Origin of the sequence: Xanthomonas sp. 10-10 (assembly GCF_040182365.1) — a bacterium.
Classification (GTDB): domain Bacteria; phylum Pseudomonadota; class Gammaproteobacteria; order Xanthomonadales; family Xanthomonadaceae; genus Xanthomonas; species Xanthomonas arboricola_F.
In genome coordinates this window covers 3,171,744-3,187,910 of the sequence record NZ_CP144460.1, presented here as the reverse complement: position 1 = coordinate 3,187,910, position 16,167 = coordinate 3,171,744, and the positions used below count along the sequence as shown (strand labels likewise).

Annotated in this window: 16 protein-coding genes; 14 read left to right on the top strand and 2 right to left on the bottom strand. The window is 66.3% G+C overall.

Annotated elements, in window-relative coordinates; all coding sequences use genetic code 11:
* Positions 1-150: 150 nt before the first annotated feature.
* Both truA and VZ068_RS13435 read left to right on the top strand, forming a co-directional pair.
* Positions 151-924, top strand: coding sequence for a tRNA pseudouridine(38-40) synthase TruA (truA, locus tag VZ068_RS13440; protein ID WP_259151204.1), 774 nt, complete (start codon positions 151-153; stop codon positions 922-924).
* Entirely contained in the window at positions 921-1,589 is a 669-nt protein-coding gene (locus VZ068_RS13435) for a phosphoribosylanthranilate isomerase (protein WP_166748936.1), read from the top strand. The genes truA and VZ068_RS13435 overlap by 4 nt, the downstream gene beginning before the upstream one ends.
* 411 nt (positions 1,590-2,000) lie before the next feature.
* Here VZ068_RS13435 and VZ068_RS13430 read toward each other — a convergent pair whose 3' ends face one another.
* A complete protein-coding gene (locus VZ068_RS13430) occupies positions 2,001-2,927 on the bottom strand; it encodes a LysR family transcriptional regulator (RefSeq protein WP_349655574.1) in 927 nt (308 codons plus the stop codon).
* Between the two features lie 107 nt (positions 2,928-3,034).
* Here VZ068_RS13430 and trpB point away from each other — a divergent pair, with 107 nt between their 5' ends.
* The 10 genes from trpB to VZ068_RS13380 all read left to right on the top strand — a co-directional run bounded on the left by trpB (position 3,035) and on the right by VZ068_RS13380 (position 13,876).
* Entirely contained in the window at positions 3,035-4,252 is a 1,218-nt protein-coding gene (gene trpB, locus VZ068_RS13425; RefSeq protein ID WP_259151196.1) for a tryptophan synthase subunit beta, read from the top strand.
* Complete coding sequence (locus VZ068_RS13420) at positions 4,249-4,767, top strand: hypothetical protein (protein WP_349655573.1); 519 nt, start codon at positions 4,249-4,251, stop codon at positions 4,765-4,767. Before trpB ends, VZ068_RS13420 begins: the two co-directional genes overlap by 4 nt.
* Entirely contained in the window at positions 4,764-5,582 is an 819-nt protein-coding gene (gene trpA, locus VZ068_RS13415; protein WP_349655572.1) for a tryptophan synthase subunit alpha, read from the top strand. The genes VZ068_RS13420 and trpA overlap by 4 nt, the downstream gene beginning before the upstream one ends.
* 319 nt (positions 5,583-5,901) lie before the next feature.
* Positions 5,902-6,786 carry an acetyl-CoA carboxylase, carboxyltransferase subunit beta gene (accD, locus tag VZ068_RS13410; protein ID WP_259161036.1) on the top strand — a complete coding sequence of 295 codons (885 nt, stop codon included), beginning with the start codon at positions 5,902-5,904 and terminating at the stop codon, positions 6,784-6,786.
* 97 nt (positions 6,787-6,883) lie between these two features.
* The gene (glmM, locus tag VZ068_RS13405) at positions 6,884-8,233 is read left to right on the top strand and encodes a phosphoglucosamine mutase (RefSeq protein ID WP_259151184.1); all 1,350 of its coding nucleotides are present in this window, start codon (positions 6,884-6,886) and stop codon (positions 8,231-8,233) included.
* Between the two features lie 113 nt (positions 8,234-8,346).
* The gene (locus VZ068_RS13400) at positions 8,347-9,285 is read left to right on the top strand and encodes a 2-oxoglutarate and iron-dependent oxygenase domain-containing protein (RefSeq protein ID WP_259151183.1); all 939 of its coding nucleotides are present in this window, start codon (positions 8,347-8,349) and stop codon (positions 9,283-9,285) included.
* A gap of 253 nt (positions 9,286-9,538) precedes the next feature.
* A complete protein-coding gene (locus VZ068_RS13395; protein WP_349655571.1) occupies positions 9,539-10,222 on the top strand; it encodes a methylamine utilization protein in 684 nt (227 codons plus the stop codon).
* On the top strand, positions 10,219-12,585 hold the full coding sequence (locus tag VZ068_RS13390) for an EAL domain-containing protein (protein ID WP_259151177.1): 2,367 nt from the start codon (positions 10,219-10,221) through the stop codon (positions 12,583-12,585). The genes VZ068_RS13395 and VZ068_RS13390 overlap by 4 nt, the downstream gene beginning before the upstream one ends.
* Before the next feature lie 50 nt (positions 12,586-12,635).
* Entirely contained in the window at positions 12,636-13,454 is an 819-nt protein-coding gene (locus VZ068_RS13385) for a DUF3034 family protein (RefSeq protein ID WP_259152483.1), read from the top strand.
* Positions 13,454-13,876: a group 1 truncated hemoglobin gene (locus VZ068_RS13380; protein WP_349655570.1), complete on the top strand. Its 423-nt coding sequence runs from the start codon at positions 13,454-13,456 to the stop codon at positions 13,874-13,876. Before VZ068_RS13385 ends, VZ068_RS13380 begins: the two co-directional genes overlap by 1 nt.
* Positions 13,877-13,950: 74 nt before the next feature.
* On the opposite strand, the gene VZ068_RS13375 is transcribed toward VZ068_RS13380, so the two are convergent.
* On the bottom strand, positions 13,951-14,751 hold the full coding sequence (locus VZ068_RS13375) for an SDR family oxidoreductase (RefSeq protein WP_349655569.1): 801 nt from the start codon (positions 14,749-14,751) through the stop codon (positions 13,951-13,953).
* Positions 14,752-14,863: 112 nt separating this feature from the next.
* On the opposite strand from VZ068_RS13375, the gene tpiA reads away from it, so the two are divergent.
* Positions 14,864-15,619 carry a triose-phosphate isomerase gene (gene tpiA, locus VZ068_RS13370; protein ID WP_259163824.1) on the top strand — a complete coding sequence of 252 codons (756 nt, stop codon included), beginning with the start codon at positions 14,864-14,866 and terminating at the stop codon, positions 15,617-15,619.
* A 33-nt stretch (positions 15,620-15,652) separates the two neighbouring features.
* The gene (gene secG, locus VZ068_RS13365; protein WP_349655568.1) at positions 15,653-16,126 is read left to right on the top strand and encodes a preprotein translocase subunit SecG; all 474 of its coding nucleotides are present in this window, start codon (positions 15,653-15,655) and stop codon (positions 16,124-16,126) included.
* Positions 16,127-16,167 lie beyond the last annotated feature (41 nt).

Here is a 16,167-nt window from a genome sequence, read left to right as displayed (position 1 = left end):
CGGCAGGCTCTGTCGGCATCTTCTTCGCCGGCTGTACCATGTAGCCGCAACATGCGTAGCGTGCTATCGGTGTCGCTGCTCGATTGCGCATTTGCGCTTTGCGACGTTTGATGCAGACGCTTCACCGATTCGATCAACAGGCAGGTACCGATGCGTTACGCGCTGGGCGTGGAGTACGACGGCAGCGAGTTCCAGGGCTGGCAGCAGCTGGGTGAGCACGGCGGGCCGAGCGTGCAGGCCAGCTTGCAGGCGGCATTGTCGTCGGTCGCCGACGCGCCGATCCAGGTGGTCTGCGCCGGTCGCACCGATGCCGGCGTCCATGGGCAATGCCAGGTGGTGCATTTCGACAGCGATGCGCTGCGGCAGCCGCGTGGCTGGATGCTGGGCACCACCGCGCGGCTGCCGCCGTCGATCGCGGTACGCTGGTGCGTGCCGGCCGCCGCCGATTTTCATGCGCGGTTTTCCGCACGCGCGCGCCGCTATCGCTACTGCCTGCTGAACCGGCAGATCCGCCCGGCGCTGTATCGACAAACGCTGAGCTGGGAACGTCGGCCGCTCGATGCCGAGGCCATGCACACTGCGGCGCAGGCGTTGTTGGGCGAAAACGACTTCAGCGCGTTTCGCAGCGTGCAGTGTCAGGCCCTGCATGCGCGCCGCAACCTGCAGGCCATCACCGTACAGCGCACCGGCGAGGTGGTGGAGGTGCAGGTACAAGCCAATGCATTCCTTCATCACATGGTGCGGAATATTGTGGGCTCGCTGATTTTGGTCGGTACTGGCGAGCAGCCGATCGACTGGATCGCGACGTTGCTCGCCGGGCGCGACCGCACGGTTGCCGGGCCGACAGCGCCGCCACAAGGCCTGGTGTTTATCGGGCCTCTGTATCCTGCAGAGTGGCATCTGCCTGCCGAGGTGACCCAATGAATCGATCGCTGTACCGCACCCGCATCAAGTTCTGTGGCATGACCCGCGCCGGAGACATCCGGCTGGCCGGGGAGCTGGGTGTGGACGCGGTGGGTTTCATCTTTGCGCACGGCAGTCCGCGCCGCGTGGCGCCGGCCGAGGCGCGCGCGATGCGCCAGGCCACCGCGCCGATGGTCGATGTAGTGGCCTTGTTCCGCAACAATTCCAAGGAAGAAGTGCGCGAAGTGGTGCGCACCGTGCGCCCGACGCTGCTGCAATTCCACGGCGAGGAAGACGACGCATTCTGTCGCAGCTTCAATCTGCCCTACCTCAAGGCAGTGCCGATGGGCAGCGCCGGAGTCAATGGCGAGGACGCCAACGCACGTACCTTACAGTTGGCCTATCCCAACACCGCCGGCTTCCTGTTCGACAGCCACGCGCCTGGCGCAGGCGGCGGCACCGGCAAGACCTTCGACTGGTCGCGCCTGCCCACCGGCCTGCATCGCCCGTTCCTGCTCGCCGGTGGCATCACCGCCGACAACGTGTTCGACGCGATCGTCGCCACGCTGCCGTGGGGGGTGGACGTGTCCAGCGGGGTGGAGCTTGCGCCCGGCATCAAGGACGGCCACAAGATGCGCAAATTCGTGGAAGAAGTACGCCGGGCCGACTGCCACGAGATGGCGTAGGTTGGGGATTGGGGAGTTGGGATTAGGCAGTGGCAAGAGCGGGTTTGCTGCGCTGTGATTGGTTATGGATGGCTGCGAGCGGGTCGTGCTTGTTGATCGCTTTTTGAAGGCCGGCGAGCGGCTGCATCCACGTACTCCACGTATCTGTCCATTTGCGGCACTGCGGTTCGCCCGGACGCTTGCCTCCCTGCATATCCCCTGCGCTGCCGTGCCCGCCTTGTAACGCGGGCACTTGCCTTCATAGCGGCCGCGCCCACCGTCGGGCTGGCGCGGCCGGTCCTGGTCGCGGCATGTGACACGCGTGATATCCGCTTCCAGACGGACCGTCCCTACCAATCTCGCACGATCGTGCGTGACGGCCTGTCCGCTGCGCGTGAGCGTTGTTTGGCGATGCCGGTGCGCGATGCAAGCTCAGGCGCCTCGCGTATCCGGCGTGGTTGGCGTGTACTTATCCCGGGCCAATGCATCGACCAGCCAGCCGGCAAGGCGTTCGATGCGTGGGTCCGGATTGCGCCTGGCAGCGCACAGCACCCAGCGCCCGCGTGTGGCGGCGAAGCCCCAGGGTGCCAGCAGGCGTCCGGCGGCCAGGTCCGCGGCAACCAGTGGGTAGGGGGCGATTGCGACTCCCAGGCCGGCAGCGGCAGCTTCCAGCAGGTACACCAGATGCTCGAACTCGGTCCCGAAGCGCAGCGCGTCGGGTGCGAGGCCATGTGCCTGTGCCCATTCCGGCCAGGCCTGCGGCCGTGAGCGGGTGTGCAGCAAACGCTGATCGCGCAGGGCGGCTGGGGATTTTGCGTCGATCTGAAGGGCGCTGCCCAGCTGCGGACTCAGCACCGGGCCGATCCATTCCACGCCCAGCTCATGCACCTGCCACTCGCCGGGCCACGGCGGGGTGTCCAGCAGCAAGGCCGCGTCCAGGCCGTCCAGATCCGGGCCTGGCGGTTGTTCGTTGGCCGACAGGTGCAGGCGCAGGTCGGGCAGGTCGCGCTGCAGCAGGCCAAGCCGCGGAATGACCCAGCGCGCCAGCAGGCTGCCGGAGCAGCCCAGTACCAGCGGCGCCTCGCTGGCCGGGCGGCGTAACGCGGCCCAGGTGTCGGCGATCAATGCGAAGCCTTCGCCGGTCGCATCGCGCAGGCGGGTACCGGCAGCCGTCAGTACCAGGCCGCGCCCCTGGCGCGCGAACAACGCCGCACCCAAGGCCTGCTCCAGCGAGCGGACGTGGCGGCTGATGGCGCCATGGGTGACGTGCAGTTCCTGCGCGGCGCGGCTGACGCTTTGCAGGCGTGCGGCGGCTTCGAAGGCGCGTAGCGCCGCCAGTGGTGGGAGAGCGGTACTCATGTGTGAGTCCAGATCACAGGTTGCGGCAATCTTATCGATTTATCGCGGCGCCCGGCTGCGGTAAGGTGGCGGCTTCGCGTATGACCGCATCGCTGCAGAGGATCTCCATGTCGGCCCAGCCCATCAGTGACTTTTACGCCTATCCGGATGCTGCCGGCCATTTCGGCAAATTCGGTGGCCGGTTTGTCGCCGAAACCTTGATCGGCCCGCTGCAGGAACTGTCTGCCGCCTACGATCAGGCGCGTCAGGACCCGTCGTTCATCGCCGAATACGACAAGGACCTCAAGCATTACGTCGGCCGGCCCAGCCCGATCTATCACGCCGAGCGGCTCAGCCGCGAAGTGGGCGGCGCGCAGATCCTGCTCAAGCGCGAAGATCTGAACCACACCGGCGCGCACAAGATCAACAACACCATCGGCCAGGCTCTGCTGGCCAGCCGCATGGGCAAGACCCGCATCATTGCCGAGACCGGTGCCGGCCAGCACGGCGTGGCCAGTGCCACGGTGGCGGCGCGGCTGGGCCTGGAATGCGTGGTCTACATGGGCGCCACCGATATCGAACGGCAGAAGATCAACGTCTACCGGATGCAGCTGCTGGGCGCCAAAGTGGTTCCGGTGACGTCCGGCTCGGCCACGCTCAAGGATGCGCTCAACGAAGCGATGCGCGACTGGGTCACCAATGTGCGCGACACCTTCTACATCATCGGCACGGTGGCCGGCCCGGACCCGTACCCGCGCATGGTGCGCGACTTCAACGCGATCGTGGGCCGCGAGGCGCGCGAGCAGATGCTGCAGGACTATGGCCGGCTGCCGGACGCGATCAGCGCCTGTGTCGGGGGCGGCAGCAATGCCATCGGCCTGTTCCACGCCTTCCTCAACGACCCCGGCGTCAGGATCTATGGCGCCGAAGCCGCCGGCGACGGCATCGCGACCGGCAGGCATGCCGCATCCATCGCCGCCGGCCGCCCCGGCGTGCTGCACGGCAACCGCACCTATGTGATCTGCGACGACGACGGCCAGATCACCGAAACCCATTCGATCTCCGCCGGCCTGGATTACCCCGGCGTCGGGCCCGAGCACGCGTTCCTGTCCGACAGCGGTCGCGCCGTGTATCAGGGCATCACCGATGACGAGGCAATGGCGGCGTTTCATCTGCTTGCGCACACCGAGGGCATTCTCGCGGCGCTGGAATCCAGCCACGCGGTGGCGCAGTCGATCAAGCTGGCGCGCGAGCTGCCCAGGGATGCGCTGATCCTGTGCAACCTGTCCGGGCGTGGCGACAAGGACGTGCATACCATCGCCGCACGCGAAGGCATGGTGCTGTGATCGCGGCGCAGCTGCGCACGCTGGGCTGCGGTGCGGCACTGCTGTGCATGTCTGCGCTCGCCCTGGCCGCGACGCCTGCGCCCGAGCTGGATCGCAGTGGCGCCGTGCGGGTCGGCCAGCGCTTCAGTGAGTTGCAGGCACGCGCGCGCTGGGTACCTCTGAATGTGGGGCCGTTGGGGCCGTGCGGCTATGTGGAAGCGGGGCTGCTACCCGATGCGGTGTCGATGATGGTCGAAGACGATCGCATCGTCCGGTTCGATGTCAGCGACCGAGGCGCGGTGGGCCCGTTCGGCATCCAGGTAGGCGACAGCGAAGCTGCCGCGCGGGCGCGCCTGCCGTCGGGCTTCAGCGTCCAGCCGCATAAGTACGGCCGCGACGGCGGCAACGATCTTTATCTGACTTGGCGCGACCCGCAAGGCGAGTTCGCCGTTCGCTACGAAACCGGAGAAGGCACTGTGACATCGATGTACTGGGGAAGCTGGGATGCCGTGCAGTTGGTGGAGGGTTGCGCATGAGCAGCGCGCCAGACCGTATCGCTGCGCGTTTCGACGTCCTGCGTCAAGCCGGCCGCAAGGCGCTTATCCCCTTCATTACCGCCGGCGATCCATCGCTGGAAGCCACCGTGCCGGTGATGCATGCGCTGGTGCGCGCCGGAGCGGACGTCATCGAACTCGGCGTACCGTTCTCCGACCCGATGGCCGACGGTCCCACCATCCAGCGCAGCTCCGAGCGCGCGCTGGGCCGTGGCGCCGGCCTGGCCTACGTGCTGGAAGCGGTGCACGAATTCCGCCGCGAAGACGGCGCTACCCCGGTGGTGCTGATGGGCTACCTCAACCCGATCGAAATCCACGGCACGCGGCGCTTTGCCGAAGCCGCCGTTGCCGCCGGCGTGGACGGCCTGCTGCTGGTGGACCTGCCGCCGGAAGAGGCCGACGAGACCCGCGAGATCTTTACCGAGGTCGGGCTGGCGCTGATCGCGCTGGCCTCGCCGACCACCAGCGAGCAGCGGCTGGACATGCTGTGCAGCACCGCGCAGGGCTACCTGTACTACGTCAGCTTTGCCGGCGTGACCGGCGCTTCGAACCTGCTCGATACCCATGCCGCCAGCGACCGCCTGCGCCAGCTGCGTCAACGCGCCGGCGCACCGGTGGTGGCAGGATTCGGCATCAAGGACGCTGCCAGTGCCGCTGCAATGGCGGTCGATGCCGATGGTGTCGTTGTCGGCAGCGCCCTGGTCGCAGCCCTGGCCGACGCCGAGGATGTGCGCAACGCCCGCGAACGCGCCGAAGCCTTCCTGGCCCCGCTGCGACAGGCGCTGGACCAGGCGTAAGAACACAGAGCTCCCTCCCGGCAGGGCGAGAAGGCACAGCTGGCGCGCGTGCCTGGGCGCGGCGCGGGGGGGAGGGAGGGTAGGGGGGGCAGCCACGTGCAACCATCAGACTGCGCTGCATCATCAAAGCGCTGAAGCAGCCGGCAATCACCCCCGCATCTGGCATTCCACAGAACATCCTGCCTCCGAACCCGCCGGGATCGGGCACAGACTCAGAGCGTGCATTCATGACGCCCGCTACCTTGGTATTCCCGCGGCGCGTTAGACTGTCGCCCCTCTGCGGCCCGCATCGCCGCCCTGCATGGATTGTCATACACGCATGAGTTGGCTCAGCAAATTGATGCCCTCCGGCATCCGCACCGAGAACACCCCGGCCAAGAAGCGCAGCGTTCCCGAGGGTCTGTGGGAAAAGTGCAGCAACTGCGGCAGCGCGCTGTACGGCCCGGAGCTTGAGGAGAACCTGGAGGTGTGTCCGAAGTGTGACCACCACATGGCCATCCGCGCGCGCGCGCGCCTGAACTCGCTGTTCGACCCGGAAACCGCGACCACCGAGATCGCCGCCCAGCTGGGCCCGGTCGACGTGCTCAAGTTCAAGGACCAGAAGCGCTACGGCGAACGCATCAAGGCCAGTCAGAAGGCCAGCGGCGAATACGACGCGCTGATCGCCATGCGCGGCACGCTCAAGGGCAATCCGCTGGTCGCTGCCGCCTTCGATTTCGCCTTCATGGGCGGTTCGATGGGCTCGGTGGTCGGCGAGCGCTTTGCGCGTGCGGCCGAGGTGGCGCTGGAAGTGGGCTGCCCGTTCGTGTGCTTCTCCGCCAGCGGCGGCGCGCGTATGCAGGAAGGCCTGTTCTCGCTGATGCAGATGGCCAAGACCTCCGCGGCGCTCGGTCGCCTGCGCGAAGCCGGCCTGCCGTACATCTCGGTGCTGACCCATCCTACGACCGGTGGCGTGTCTGCATCGTTTGCCATGCTGGGCGACATCAACATCGCCGAGCCGCATGCCTTGATCGGCTTCGCCGGCCCGCGCGTGATCGAGCAGACCGTGCGCGAAACCTTGCCGGAAGGCTTCCAGCGTTCGGAATTCCTGCTCGATCACGGCGCCATCGACCAGATCTGCGACCGTCGCGAAATGCGCGACCGCATTGCCGAGCTGACTGCGATGATGATGCGTCAGGCACGTCCGCAAGAGGCGGTGGCGTGAGCGGTGTCATGACCGCAGCACTGCGGATCTGCTTGCGGACGTCCGCAAGCGGCGCGCAGTCTCGCGGTTGCGGCGCGCGTTGCACGGTGCCTGCGCTGTGAGCGCTCGCAAATATTTCGGCACCGACGGCATCCGCGGCCGGGTGGGGCAGGGCGTGATTTCTGCCGACTTCGTGCTGCGGCTGGGCAATGCGCTCGGCCGCGTGCTCACCCAGGGTCGCAGCAAGCGTCCGCTGGTGTTGATCGGCAAGGACACCCGCATTTCCGGTTACATGTTCGAAGCCGCCCTGGAGGCCGGCTTGGTCGCTGCGGGCGCCGATGTGCAGATGATCGGCCCGATGCCGACCCCGGCCATCGCGTTCCTGACCAGCACCTTGCGCGCCGATGCCGGCGTGGTCATCAGCGCCTCGCACAACCCGCATTACGACAACGGCATCAAGTTCTTCTCCGCCGAAGGCGAAAAGCTCGACGACGCCACCGAAGCGGCGATCGAAGCCGCGCTGGACGAGCCGTTCCACACCGTGGAATCCGAGCGCCTGGGCAAGGCGATCCGCACCCGCGATGCGATCGGCCGTTACATCGAATTCTGCAAGGCCAGCGTGGCGCGCGGCTTCACCCTGCACGGCCTGAAAATGGTGCTCGATTGCGCGCACGGCGCCACGTATCACATCGCGCCGATGCTGTTCCGCGAGCTGGGCGCCGAGGTGGTGGTGATCGGCGCTGCACCGGATGGGCTCAACATCAACGACGGTGTCGGCTCTACCCATATCGACAATCTCGCCGCCAAGGTGCGTGAGAGTGGTGCGCATCTGGGCATCGCCTTCGATGGCGACGGCGACCGCGTGCTGATGGCCGACGACCAGGGCAACCCGGTCGATGGCGACGATCTGCTGTATCTCCTGGCGCGCTCGTGGCAGGCCAGCGGCCGGCTCACCGGCACCGTGGTCGGCACCTTGATGACCAATTACGGCCTGGAGCCGGCACTGGCCGCGCTGCGGATTCCGTTCCAGCGGGCCAAGGTGGGCGACCGCTACGTGCATCAGGCGCTGGTCGAAGGTGGCGGTACGCTGGGTGGTGAAACATCGGGCCATCTGCTGTGCCTGGACCGCGCCAGCACTGGCGACGGCATCGTCAGCGCGCTGCAGGTGCTCGAAGCGCTGGGGCGCGATGGGCACAGCCTTCGCCACGCGCTGAGCGGCCTGACCAAGGTGCCGCAGAAGACCGTGAATGTGCGTCTGGATGGTGGCGCGGCCAAGGCCGTCGTCGAAGCGCCCGGCGTTCAGCAGGCGCTGCAGCAGGCGCAAGCCGCCGTGCAGGGGCGTGGGCGTGCGTTCCTGCGTCCGTCCGGCACCGAGCCGGTGGTACGCGTGACCGTGGAGGCCGACGACGCCGGGCTGATGCAGGACACGCTCGACCGGCTTTCCGGAGCGGTGCGTGACGCGGCGTGAGTCGCTGATCATTGGCGTCTGCGTGGTCTTTGCCAAGGCCGCGACTTTCTATCTGTTGTATCGCCTGCTGATCTGATCGGCAGGCCTTCCCTCACTTCGACCAAGACATTCGTATGAGCGCCCGCATCCCGACCCTGGACATCACCCGTTTCGATACCGATCGCGACGCCTTCGTCGCCGAGCTCGGTGCGGCCTATCGCCAATGGGGCTTTGCCGGCATCCGCAATCACGGCATCGCACAGACCGATATCGATGCGGCCTACGACGTGTTCAAGGCATTTTTTGCGTTGCCCGATGAGGCCAAGCGCCGCTATCACGTGCCGGGCAGCGGCGGCGCACGGGGCTACACCGCCTTTGGCGTGGAAACCGCCAAGGACTCCAAGCACTTCGATCTGAAGGAGTTCTGGCACATCGGTCGCGAGATTCCGGACGATTCGCCCTACCGCGACGTGATGGCGCCGAACCTGTGGCCGGAAGAAGTGCCCGGATTCCGCGAGCGCGGCTACCAGTTGTATCAGCAGCTCGACCAGCTGGGCTCGCGCGTGCTCTCGGCGTTGGCGCTGCACATCGGCCTGCCGCAGGACTATTTCGTCGACAAGACCAATAACGGCAATTCGATCCTGCGCCCGATTCATTACCCGCCGATCACCAGCGACGACATTCCCAATGTGCGCGCCGGTGCGCATGGCGACATCAACTTCATCACCTTGCTGGTCGGTGCCAGCGCTGCCGGTCTGGAAGTGCGTTCCAACGACGGCGAGTGGGTGCCGTTCACCGCCGACGCCGACACCATCGTGGTCAATATCGGCGACATGCTGCAGCGGCTGACCAACCACGTGTATCCGTCCACGATCCATCGCGTGGTCAATCCCCCGGGCGAAGCGGCGCGCAAGCCGCGCTATTCGGTGCCGTTCTTCCTGCACCCCAATCCGGATTTCCTGATCGACGTGCTGCCCTCGTGCATCAGCGCCGACAACCCCAGCCGCTATCCCGAGCCGATCACCGCGCATGGATTCTTGGAAGAGCGCCTGCGCGAGATCAAGCTCAAGTAACTCCGATGTCGTGAGCGTTGGCGATCGGGTTACTCATCGCCCAACGCGCCATGCGCGCATGTTGCCCATGCCGCGCATGGCCGCGTCCGCAACATGCGCCATGACTGAGCCCACAGTTCTGTTCATAAAATTCCTCTCGTGTCTGGTTAAAGCTTGCGTTCACCGGCGCCGATAACACAGGCTGATCGCTAGCGTGACGTCGGATCACCTGGCGCCCGCTACCGATTGCACGACGTAGGGGGCGCGCATGCGGATGCGGTGGTTACAACAACTAGGTGCGGTGTCGTTGCTGGCGCTGAGTGGCGCAGTGGCACCTGCCGCAGCGACGCCGGTCAGCGTCACCGTGACCGATGCCAACGGAGTCCTGGTCGATGCGGTAGTCAGTCTGGAACTGCCGCACCCCGCCGCAGCCAGCGCGGGCAAGATGCTGGAGATGGATCAGGTCAACTCGCAGTTCGTGCCCGCGGTCCTGGTGGTGCGCACCGGGACCTCGGTGCGGTTCCCGAACAACGATCAGATCCGCCATCAGGTGTATTCGTTCTCGCCTGCCAAACGCTTTGAATTGCCGCTGTTTCAGGGCACCACCGCCGCGCCGGTGCGGTTCGATCAGGCCGGTCTGGTTACGGTGGGCTGCAATATCCACGACTGGATGCTGGGCTATATCGTGGTGCTGGAAACGCCGTACTTCGGCAAGACCGGCAGCGATGGTCGCGTGCAGCTCGATGCCCCGGCAGGAACGTACACGCTGCGCGTCTGGCATCCACGCATCAAGGGCGCTGCAGTGGGCGAGCCGCTGGTGATTGCGCGCGATGCCGTGCAACGCAAGCTCACCTTGCAGACCACCGGCGCCGCCCCGGTCGTCGCGTCGCCGGACGAGCGCGTGCGCGCGCTGCAGGACAAGTTCCGCCGCGCCGATCCCAAGAAGCCGCACCCATGAGGGCGATGCGCCTGCATACGCGCATCGCGGCCTTGCTGGTGCTGGTCGTGCTGGCCACGCAGGCGTTGACCTTCATCGCCGTGCAGCTGGCGACCGAGCGCAGCGTCAAGGCGCAACTGGGCGAAGAACTGCAGATCGGCGAGCGCGTCTGGCAGCGCATCAATCTGCGCCGCGATGAGCAACTGCTGCAGTCGGCGTCGGTGCTGGCAGACGACTTCGGTTTTCGTGCCGCAGTGGCCAGCGGCGATGTGCCCACCATGCAATCGGCGCTGCGCAACCATGCCGCGCGCATGTCTGCGCAGACCGCCTTGCTGCTCTCGCCAGATGGCCAATTCCTGACCGGACTGGCCGACCTTCCGCAAGCCGAACAACTGCGTGCGGTGCAGGCGTTGTTGCAACAGGCGCAGCGCGATGGGCGCGCGGTCGGGGTGGTTGCCCTGGATCAACACATCGTGCGCCTGGCCGTGGTGCAGGTGCTGGCGCCCAGCCGCGTTGGCTGGATCGCGATCGGTAACGAATCCGGCGACGGCCTGGCACAGGATTTCCGCAGCACGACGGGATTGGATGCCACGTTTTTTGCCGATGGGCCGCCGGTGCGCGTGCTGGCATCCACCCTGGAGCCGGCACTGCGTGGCGAGTTCGCGCAGCAGTTGCCGGCTGCCGAGCACACGCCGGGGGCGGCGATTCCGCTCAACCTCGGGCAGTCGCGCTACCTAGTCAAACTGCAGGCGATCCAGGGCGACAGTCATGTGCGGGTTGCGTTGCAGGCATCGCTGGATCGCGCGGTGGCACCGTATCGCATTCTCAAATTGCGCATCCTGCTGCTGGCCGGTCTGGCGACTGCTGCTGCGCTGGCGGTGGCGATCTTTCTGGCGCGCGGCGTCAGCAAGCCGGTCGCGCAACTGGTGCAGGCGGCGCGCCGCATCCAGCGCGGCGATTATCAGACGGCGGTGGACGTCCCGCCCGGTCGCGAGCTCGCCGAGCTGGCCGACAGCTTCGGACGCATGCAGCATCAGATCGCCAGCCGCGAGCAGCACATCCTGCATCAGGCGCGGCACGACGCATTGACCGGGCTGCCCAATCGGGTCTGGTTGCTGGAACGGCTGAAGGAAGTGACCGAGCAGACAGTCGCCTCCGGCGGGGCTGCGGCGGTACTGATCCTGGATCTGGACCGCTTCAAGGAACTCAACGACAGCCTCGGTCATGATTTCGCCGACCAGGTGCTGGTCGAGGCCGGTCGCAGGCTCGCCGAGGTGGTGCAGGAGCCGAACCTGGTCGGGCGGCTGGGCAGCGATGAGTTCATGGTGATCGTGGCGCACGCCGATGCGACCACCGTGCAGCAGGACGCACAACGCCTGCTGCTGCAACTGCGCCGTCCATTGGTGCTGCCGCAGGCACGCATCCAGCTCGAAGCCAGTATCGGGATCGCCCTGATTCCCGAGCATGGTGCCGACCCGGACACCTTGTTGCGCCGTGCCGACATCGCGCGCCGGCAGATGGACGATGTCTCCACCATCGGCGCCAGCGTCTACCGCATGGGCCAGGACGAACAGCATCTGCGGCGGCTGCGTCTCACCGGCGATCTGCGTCAGGCCATCGGCGGCAACGAATTGACCCTGCGCTTCCAGCCCAAGATCTGCCTGCGCAGCGATCGCGTCGAACAGGTCGAAGTGCTAGTGCGTTGGCATCACCCGACACTGGGCCCGATCGGTCCGGACGAATTCATTCCGCTGGCCGAGCATTCCGGCGTCATCCATCCATTGACCCGTTTCGTGCTGGACGAAGCGCTGCGCTGCCAGGCGCGCTGGCGCACACAAGGGCTGGAGCTGGGCATGGCGATCAACCTGTCGGCGCTGGATCTTGCCGATCCGGGGCTGCCCGATTACGTGCGGGCACGGTTGGAACTGCATGCGGTACCTGCGCAGTCGGTCACGCTGGAATTGACCGAAAGTGCGTTGATGCGCGATGTCGAATCCGCGCTGCACATGCTGCATCAACTGCGCAACGTCGGCGTGCGCCTGTCCATCGACGACTTCGGTACCGGCTATTCCTCGTTGGCCCAACTCAAGCGCATGCCGGTGAACGAATTGAAGATCGATAAGAGCTTCGTCATGCAGCTGGCCGAAGGCACCGACGATGCCTTCATCGTGCGCAGCACCATCGATCTGGGTCACAACCTGGGCCTGAGCGTGATCGCCGAGGGCGTCGAAAACGACACCGCGCTCGATCTGTTGCGCGGCTACGGCTGCGACATGGTGCAGGGCTATCTCTACGCACCGCCGCTGGAGCAGGCCCCCTTCGTTGCGTGGTGCATGCGTCAGCTCGGAATGACCTCGCCCGCGCAGACAGGAGCGCAAGGATGAAGCATCGTCTGCGTGCTCCTCTGGCTTTTGCGGTGTGCAGTTTCGTACTGATGCCAGCGCTTGCGGTTGCCGGCGACGGCCGACTGCTCGCTACCGGCGGCGTGTCGATGATCGAAGGCAGCAGCGGTGGCGGTATCGTGCCGTGGGCCACGTTGTCCGGGTATGGCACGCGCGACGAACTCGGCACCGTGCTGTTCGCCACGCATGTGGACAGCGGCGATTACCGGCTCGACGTGCAAGGCGCCGCGCTGACAGTCGGCAACCGGCTGGAACTGTCGCTCGCGCGTCAGCGCCTGGACCTGGGTACCTTGCAGGATCGCCTTGCGTTGCCATGGAGCGCGCTCGGCCAGGATGTCTTCGGCGCCAAGCTGCGCGTATCTGGCGATCTGGTCTATGGGCGCGCCCCGCAAGTCAGCGTCGGCGTGCAGTACAAACGGTTGCGCGATGGCACGCTGCCGCTGGCGATCGGTGCGCGCGACGACCACGGCACAGATGTCTTTGTCAGCGCCAGCAGACTGTTGCTGCAAGGCGCCGGTGGCTATCAATTGCTGCTCAACGGCACATTGCGCGCAACCCGTGCCAATCAGACCGGCTTGCTCGGCTTTGGCGGCGACCGTCGCAACAGCTACCGGCTGGTCGCCGAGGCCAGCGCTGCGGTCGTGCTGTCGCCATCGTGGGCGGTCGGTGTGGAATATCGCGACAAGCCGGACAATCTGGGCTTTGCGCGCGAACAGGCCTGGGCCGACGGTTTTGTCGCCTGGTTCCCCAACAAGCACGTGTCGCTGACCGCCGCCTGGGCCGATCTTGGCGATATCGCCACGCTGACCGACCAGCGCGGCCCGTATCTTTCCTTGCAGGTAGCGTTCTGATGAATCGATGGCTGCGTTGGTCCCTGCTGTGCGCGCTGAGCTTGAGTGCCTGCGCCACCACGCAGCCGCGGACGCTCTATGACGAACTCGGTGGGCAGTCCGGCATCGAGGCGCTGGTGGAAACCATGTTGTCGCGCATCGCCGACGATCAACGCATCGTCGACAAGTTCGCACGGGTCAACATCGTCATGCTCAACGCACGCCTGGTGCAGAAGTTCTGCCACGTCGCCGACGGCCCGTGCCCGGACACGGCCAAATCGATGCAGCAGGCGCATGCGCATCTGGCCATCCGCGAGGGCGACTTCAACGCCCTGGTCGAAGATCTCAACTGGGCAATGGACCAGCAAAAGATCCCGCGCCGCACCCAGAACCGTCTGTTGGCGCGGCTGGCCGCCATGCACGGCGAGATCGTCAATCACTGAGTCGTACAGCTGCATGCCATCGACAGCGACCGTGCAGGAAGTGCGTCGTGAGGCAACGGCCAACCGGCAGCGTTTCAGTCCAGCGGTCTCACCCGATGCGAGCCGCGCGCCATCAGTCGCAGCGCAACCGAATGCGGAAGCAGGCGCAGGCCGGCATTGACCAGTCGATAGCGCCAGCCCGGCACCGCCAGCACCTGGCCGCGCTCCAATGCGGCAATGCCGTACTCGGCAACTGCATCGGCCTGCAGCCAGGCCCAGCCGGGCAGGGTGGACATCGCTGCGCGGGTGCCGGTGACATCGTGGAACTCCGACCACGCAAAGCCAGGACACAGCGCGCACACCTTGACCGCGCAGTCGGCGTTTTCCAGCGCCAGCGACTCGCTGAAGCGCAGCATGAAGCTCTTGCTCGCCGCATACAGTGTCTGGCCGTCGGCACTTGGCGTGAGTGCGGCAAACGAGGCGACGTTGAGAATGCGGCCCTGGCCGCTGGCACGGATCATCGGCAGCAAGCGCCAGGTCAGCTCGCATACCGCGCTGATCATCACCTGCAGGAAGCGTGCATGCGTGGCCCAGTCGTTGTGCAGATAGCGCCCCGGCACGCCGTAGCCAGCGTTGTTGACCAGCGTGCCCACCGTCCAGCCATTGCGCTGGATCTGCGTCACCAGCGCCTGGACCGCCGCAGGCTCGGCCAGGTCGGCCGGCAGCACTTCCACCCGCACCTGCGCGCCCAGTTCGGCGGCCAGCGCCTGCAGTCGATCTACCCGGCGCGCGGTCAGGATCAACGGCACCCCCCGCCTGGCGTACGCCCGCGCAATCTCGCGGCCGATGCCGCTGGAAGCGCCGGTGACCAGCGCGAAGACAGGCGAAACGGACATGGCAGGTTCCTGGTGGGGGAGGGATGGGACATGCGGCAGACAGAAGTGTGCCGGTTGCCGACAGGGCATGGGCTATTCTGTCGCCTGTCTTCAACTCAGGAACCTGCGCCTGATGCGTCGAAAGATCGTTGCCGGAAACTGGAAGCTGCATGGCAGCCGCGCCTTCGCCACCGAACTGGTGGACCGGATCGCCGCGCACATGCCCCTGGAGGGTGTCGATGTCGTCATCCTGCCGCCACTGCCTTACCTCGGCGACCTGATCGAGGATTTCGAGGCCCATCACCTGTCCTTTGGAGCCCAGGACGTCAGTAGCAACGAGAAGGGCGCCTACACCGGCGAGGTCTCGGCAACGATGTTGGTGGATGTCGGCGCCGAATACGGCCTGGTCGGCCACTCCGAGCGTCGTCAGTATCACCAGGAAAGCAGCGAGCTGGTGGCGCGCAAGTTTGCCGCCGCCATCCATGCCGGGTTGATCCCGGTGCTCTGCGTGGGCGAATCGCTGGAGCAGCGTGAAGCCGGTCAGACTGAGGCAATCCTACGTGCCCAGCTCGAGCCGGTGATTGCCCTGGTCGGTAGCGAAGGCTTCGAACGGGCCGTGCTCGCGTACGAGCCGATCTGGGCGATCGGCACCGGGCGGACCGCCAGTCCGGCCCAGGCCCAGGCCGTGCACGCCTTCCTGCGTGGCGAAGTCGCGAAGGCGGATGCTAGAATCGCCGACTCTCTGCCCATCCTGTACGGAGGCAGTGTCAAGCCCGACAACGCCAGCGAGCTGTTCGCACAGCCCGATGTCGACGGCGGGCTTGTCGGAGGCGCCTCCTTGGTGGCCGAAGATTTCCTGGCCATTGCGCGTGCGGCGGCCGCTTGTTAACCCATTAAGTTTTGTCCGGGGACGGATTTCGAAATGCTGATGTTGATCCTCAATGTGGTCTACGTGCTGGTCGCGCTGGCGATGATTGCGCTGATCCTGATGCAGCGTGGCGCGGGTGCGGCGGCCGGTTCCGGCTTCGGTGCGGGCGCGTCGGGCACGGTGTTCGGTTCGCAGGGTGCGTCGAACTTCCTGTCCAAGTCGACCAAGTGGCTGGCCGTGGTGTTCTTCAGCATCAGCCTGTTCATGGCCTGGTACGCCACCCACGGTGCCCGTCCGACCGACCAGAACCTGGGTGTGATGTCGCAGTCCGCCACTCCGGCCCCGGCCGCAGCCGGTGAGTTGGCTAAGCCGTTGCCGCAGGCGCCTGCCGCTGGTGCGGTACCGACCGCTCCGTCGCAGCCTGCTCCTGCAGTTGCGCCGGCTGCTGCACCGGCGCAGTCCGCGCCTGCGCCGTCGGCGCCCGCCGCCAGCGAAGAAAACGCTTCAGAACCAGCACAAAAACGCTGAAGCCGGTTACAATACGCTGCGCACTGGGATGCCCAGCGGCG

What these genes read in the sequence shown, in the direction of transcription:
- truA (WP_259151204.1), top strand. Translation starts at nt 151, where the DNA reads ATGCGTTACGCGCTGGGCGTGGAGTACGACGGCAGCGAGTTCCAGGGC.
- VZ068_RS13435 (WP_166748936.1), top strand. Translation starts at nt 921, where the DNA reads ATGAATCGATCGCTGTACCGCACCCGCATCAAGTTCTGTGGCATGACC.
- VZ068_RS13430 (WP_349655574.1), bottom strand. Translation starts at nt 2,927, where the DNA reads ATGAGTACCGCTCTCCCACCACTGGCGGCGCTACGCGCCTTCGAAGCC.
- trpB (WP_259151196.1), top strand. Translation starts at nt 3,035, where the DNA reads ATGTCGGCCCAGCCCATCAGTGACTTTTACGCCTATCCGGATGCTGCC.
- trpA (WP_349655572.1), top strand. Translation starts at nt 4,764, where the DNA reads ATGAGCAGCGCGCCAGACCGTATCGCTGCGCGTTTCGACGTCCTGCGT.
- accD (WP_259161036.1), top strand. Translation starts at nt 5,902, where the DNA reads ATGAGTTGGCTCAGCAAATTGATGCCCTCCGGCATCCGCACCGAGAAC.
- VZ068_RS13400 (WP_259151183.1), top strand. Translation starts at nt 8,347, where the DNA reads ATGAGCGCCCGCATCCCGACCCTGGACATCACCCGTTTCGATACCGAT.
- VZ068_RS13395 (WP_349655571.1), top strand. Translation starts at nt 9,539, where the DNA reads ATGCGGTGGTTACAACAACTAGGTGCGGTGTCGTTGCTGGCGCTGAGT.
- VZ068_RS13390 (WP_259151177.1), top strand. Translation starts at nt 10,219, where the DNA reads ATGAGGGCGATGCGCCTGCATACGCGCATCGCGGCCTTGCTGGTGCTG.
- VZ068_RS13385 (WP_259152483.1), top strand. Translation starts at nt 12,636, where the DNA reads ATGCCAGCGCTTGCGGTTGCCGGCGACGGCCGACTGCTCGCTACCGGC.
- VZ068_RS13380 (WP_349655570.1), top strand. Translation starts at nt 13,454, where the DNA reads ATGAATCGATGGCTGCGTTGGTCCCTGCTGTGCGCGCTGAGCTTGAGT.
- VZ068_RS13375 (WP_349655569.1), bottom strand. Translation starts at nt 14,751, where the DNA reads ATGTCCGTTTCGCCTGTCTTCGCGCTGGTCACCGGCGCTTCCAGCGGC.
- tpiA (WP_259163824.1), top strand. Translation starts at nt 14,864, where the DNA reads ATGCGTCGAAAGATCGTTGCCGGAAACTGGAAGCTGCATGGCAGCCGC.
- secG (WP_349655568.1), top strand. Translation starts at nt 15,653, where the DNA reads ATGCTGATGTTGATCCTCAATGTGGTCTACGTGCTGGTCGCGCTGGCG.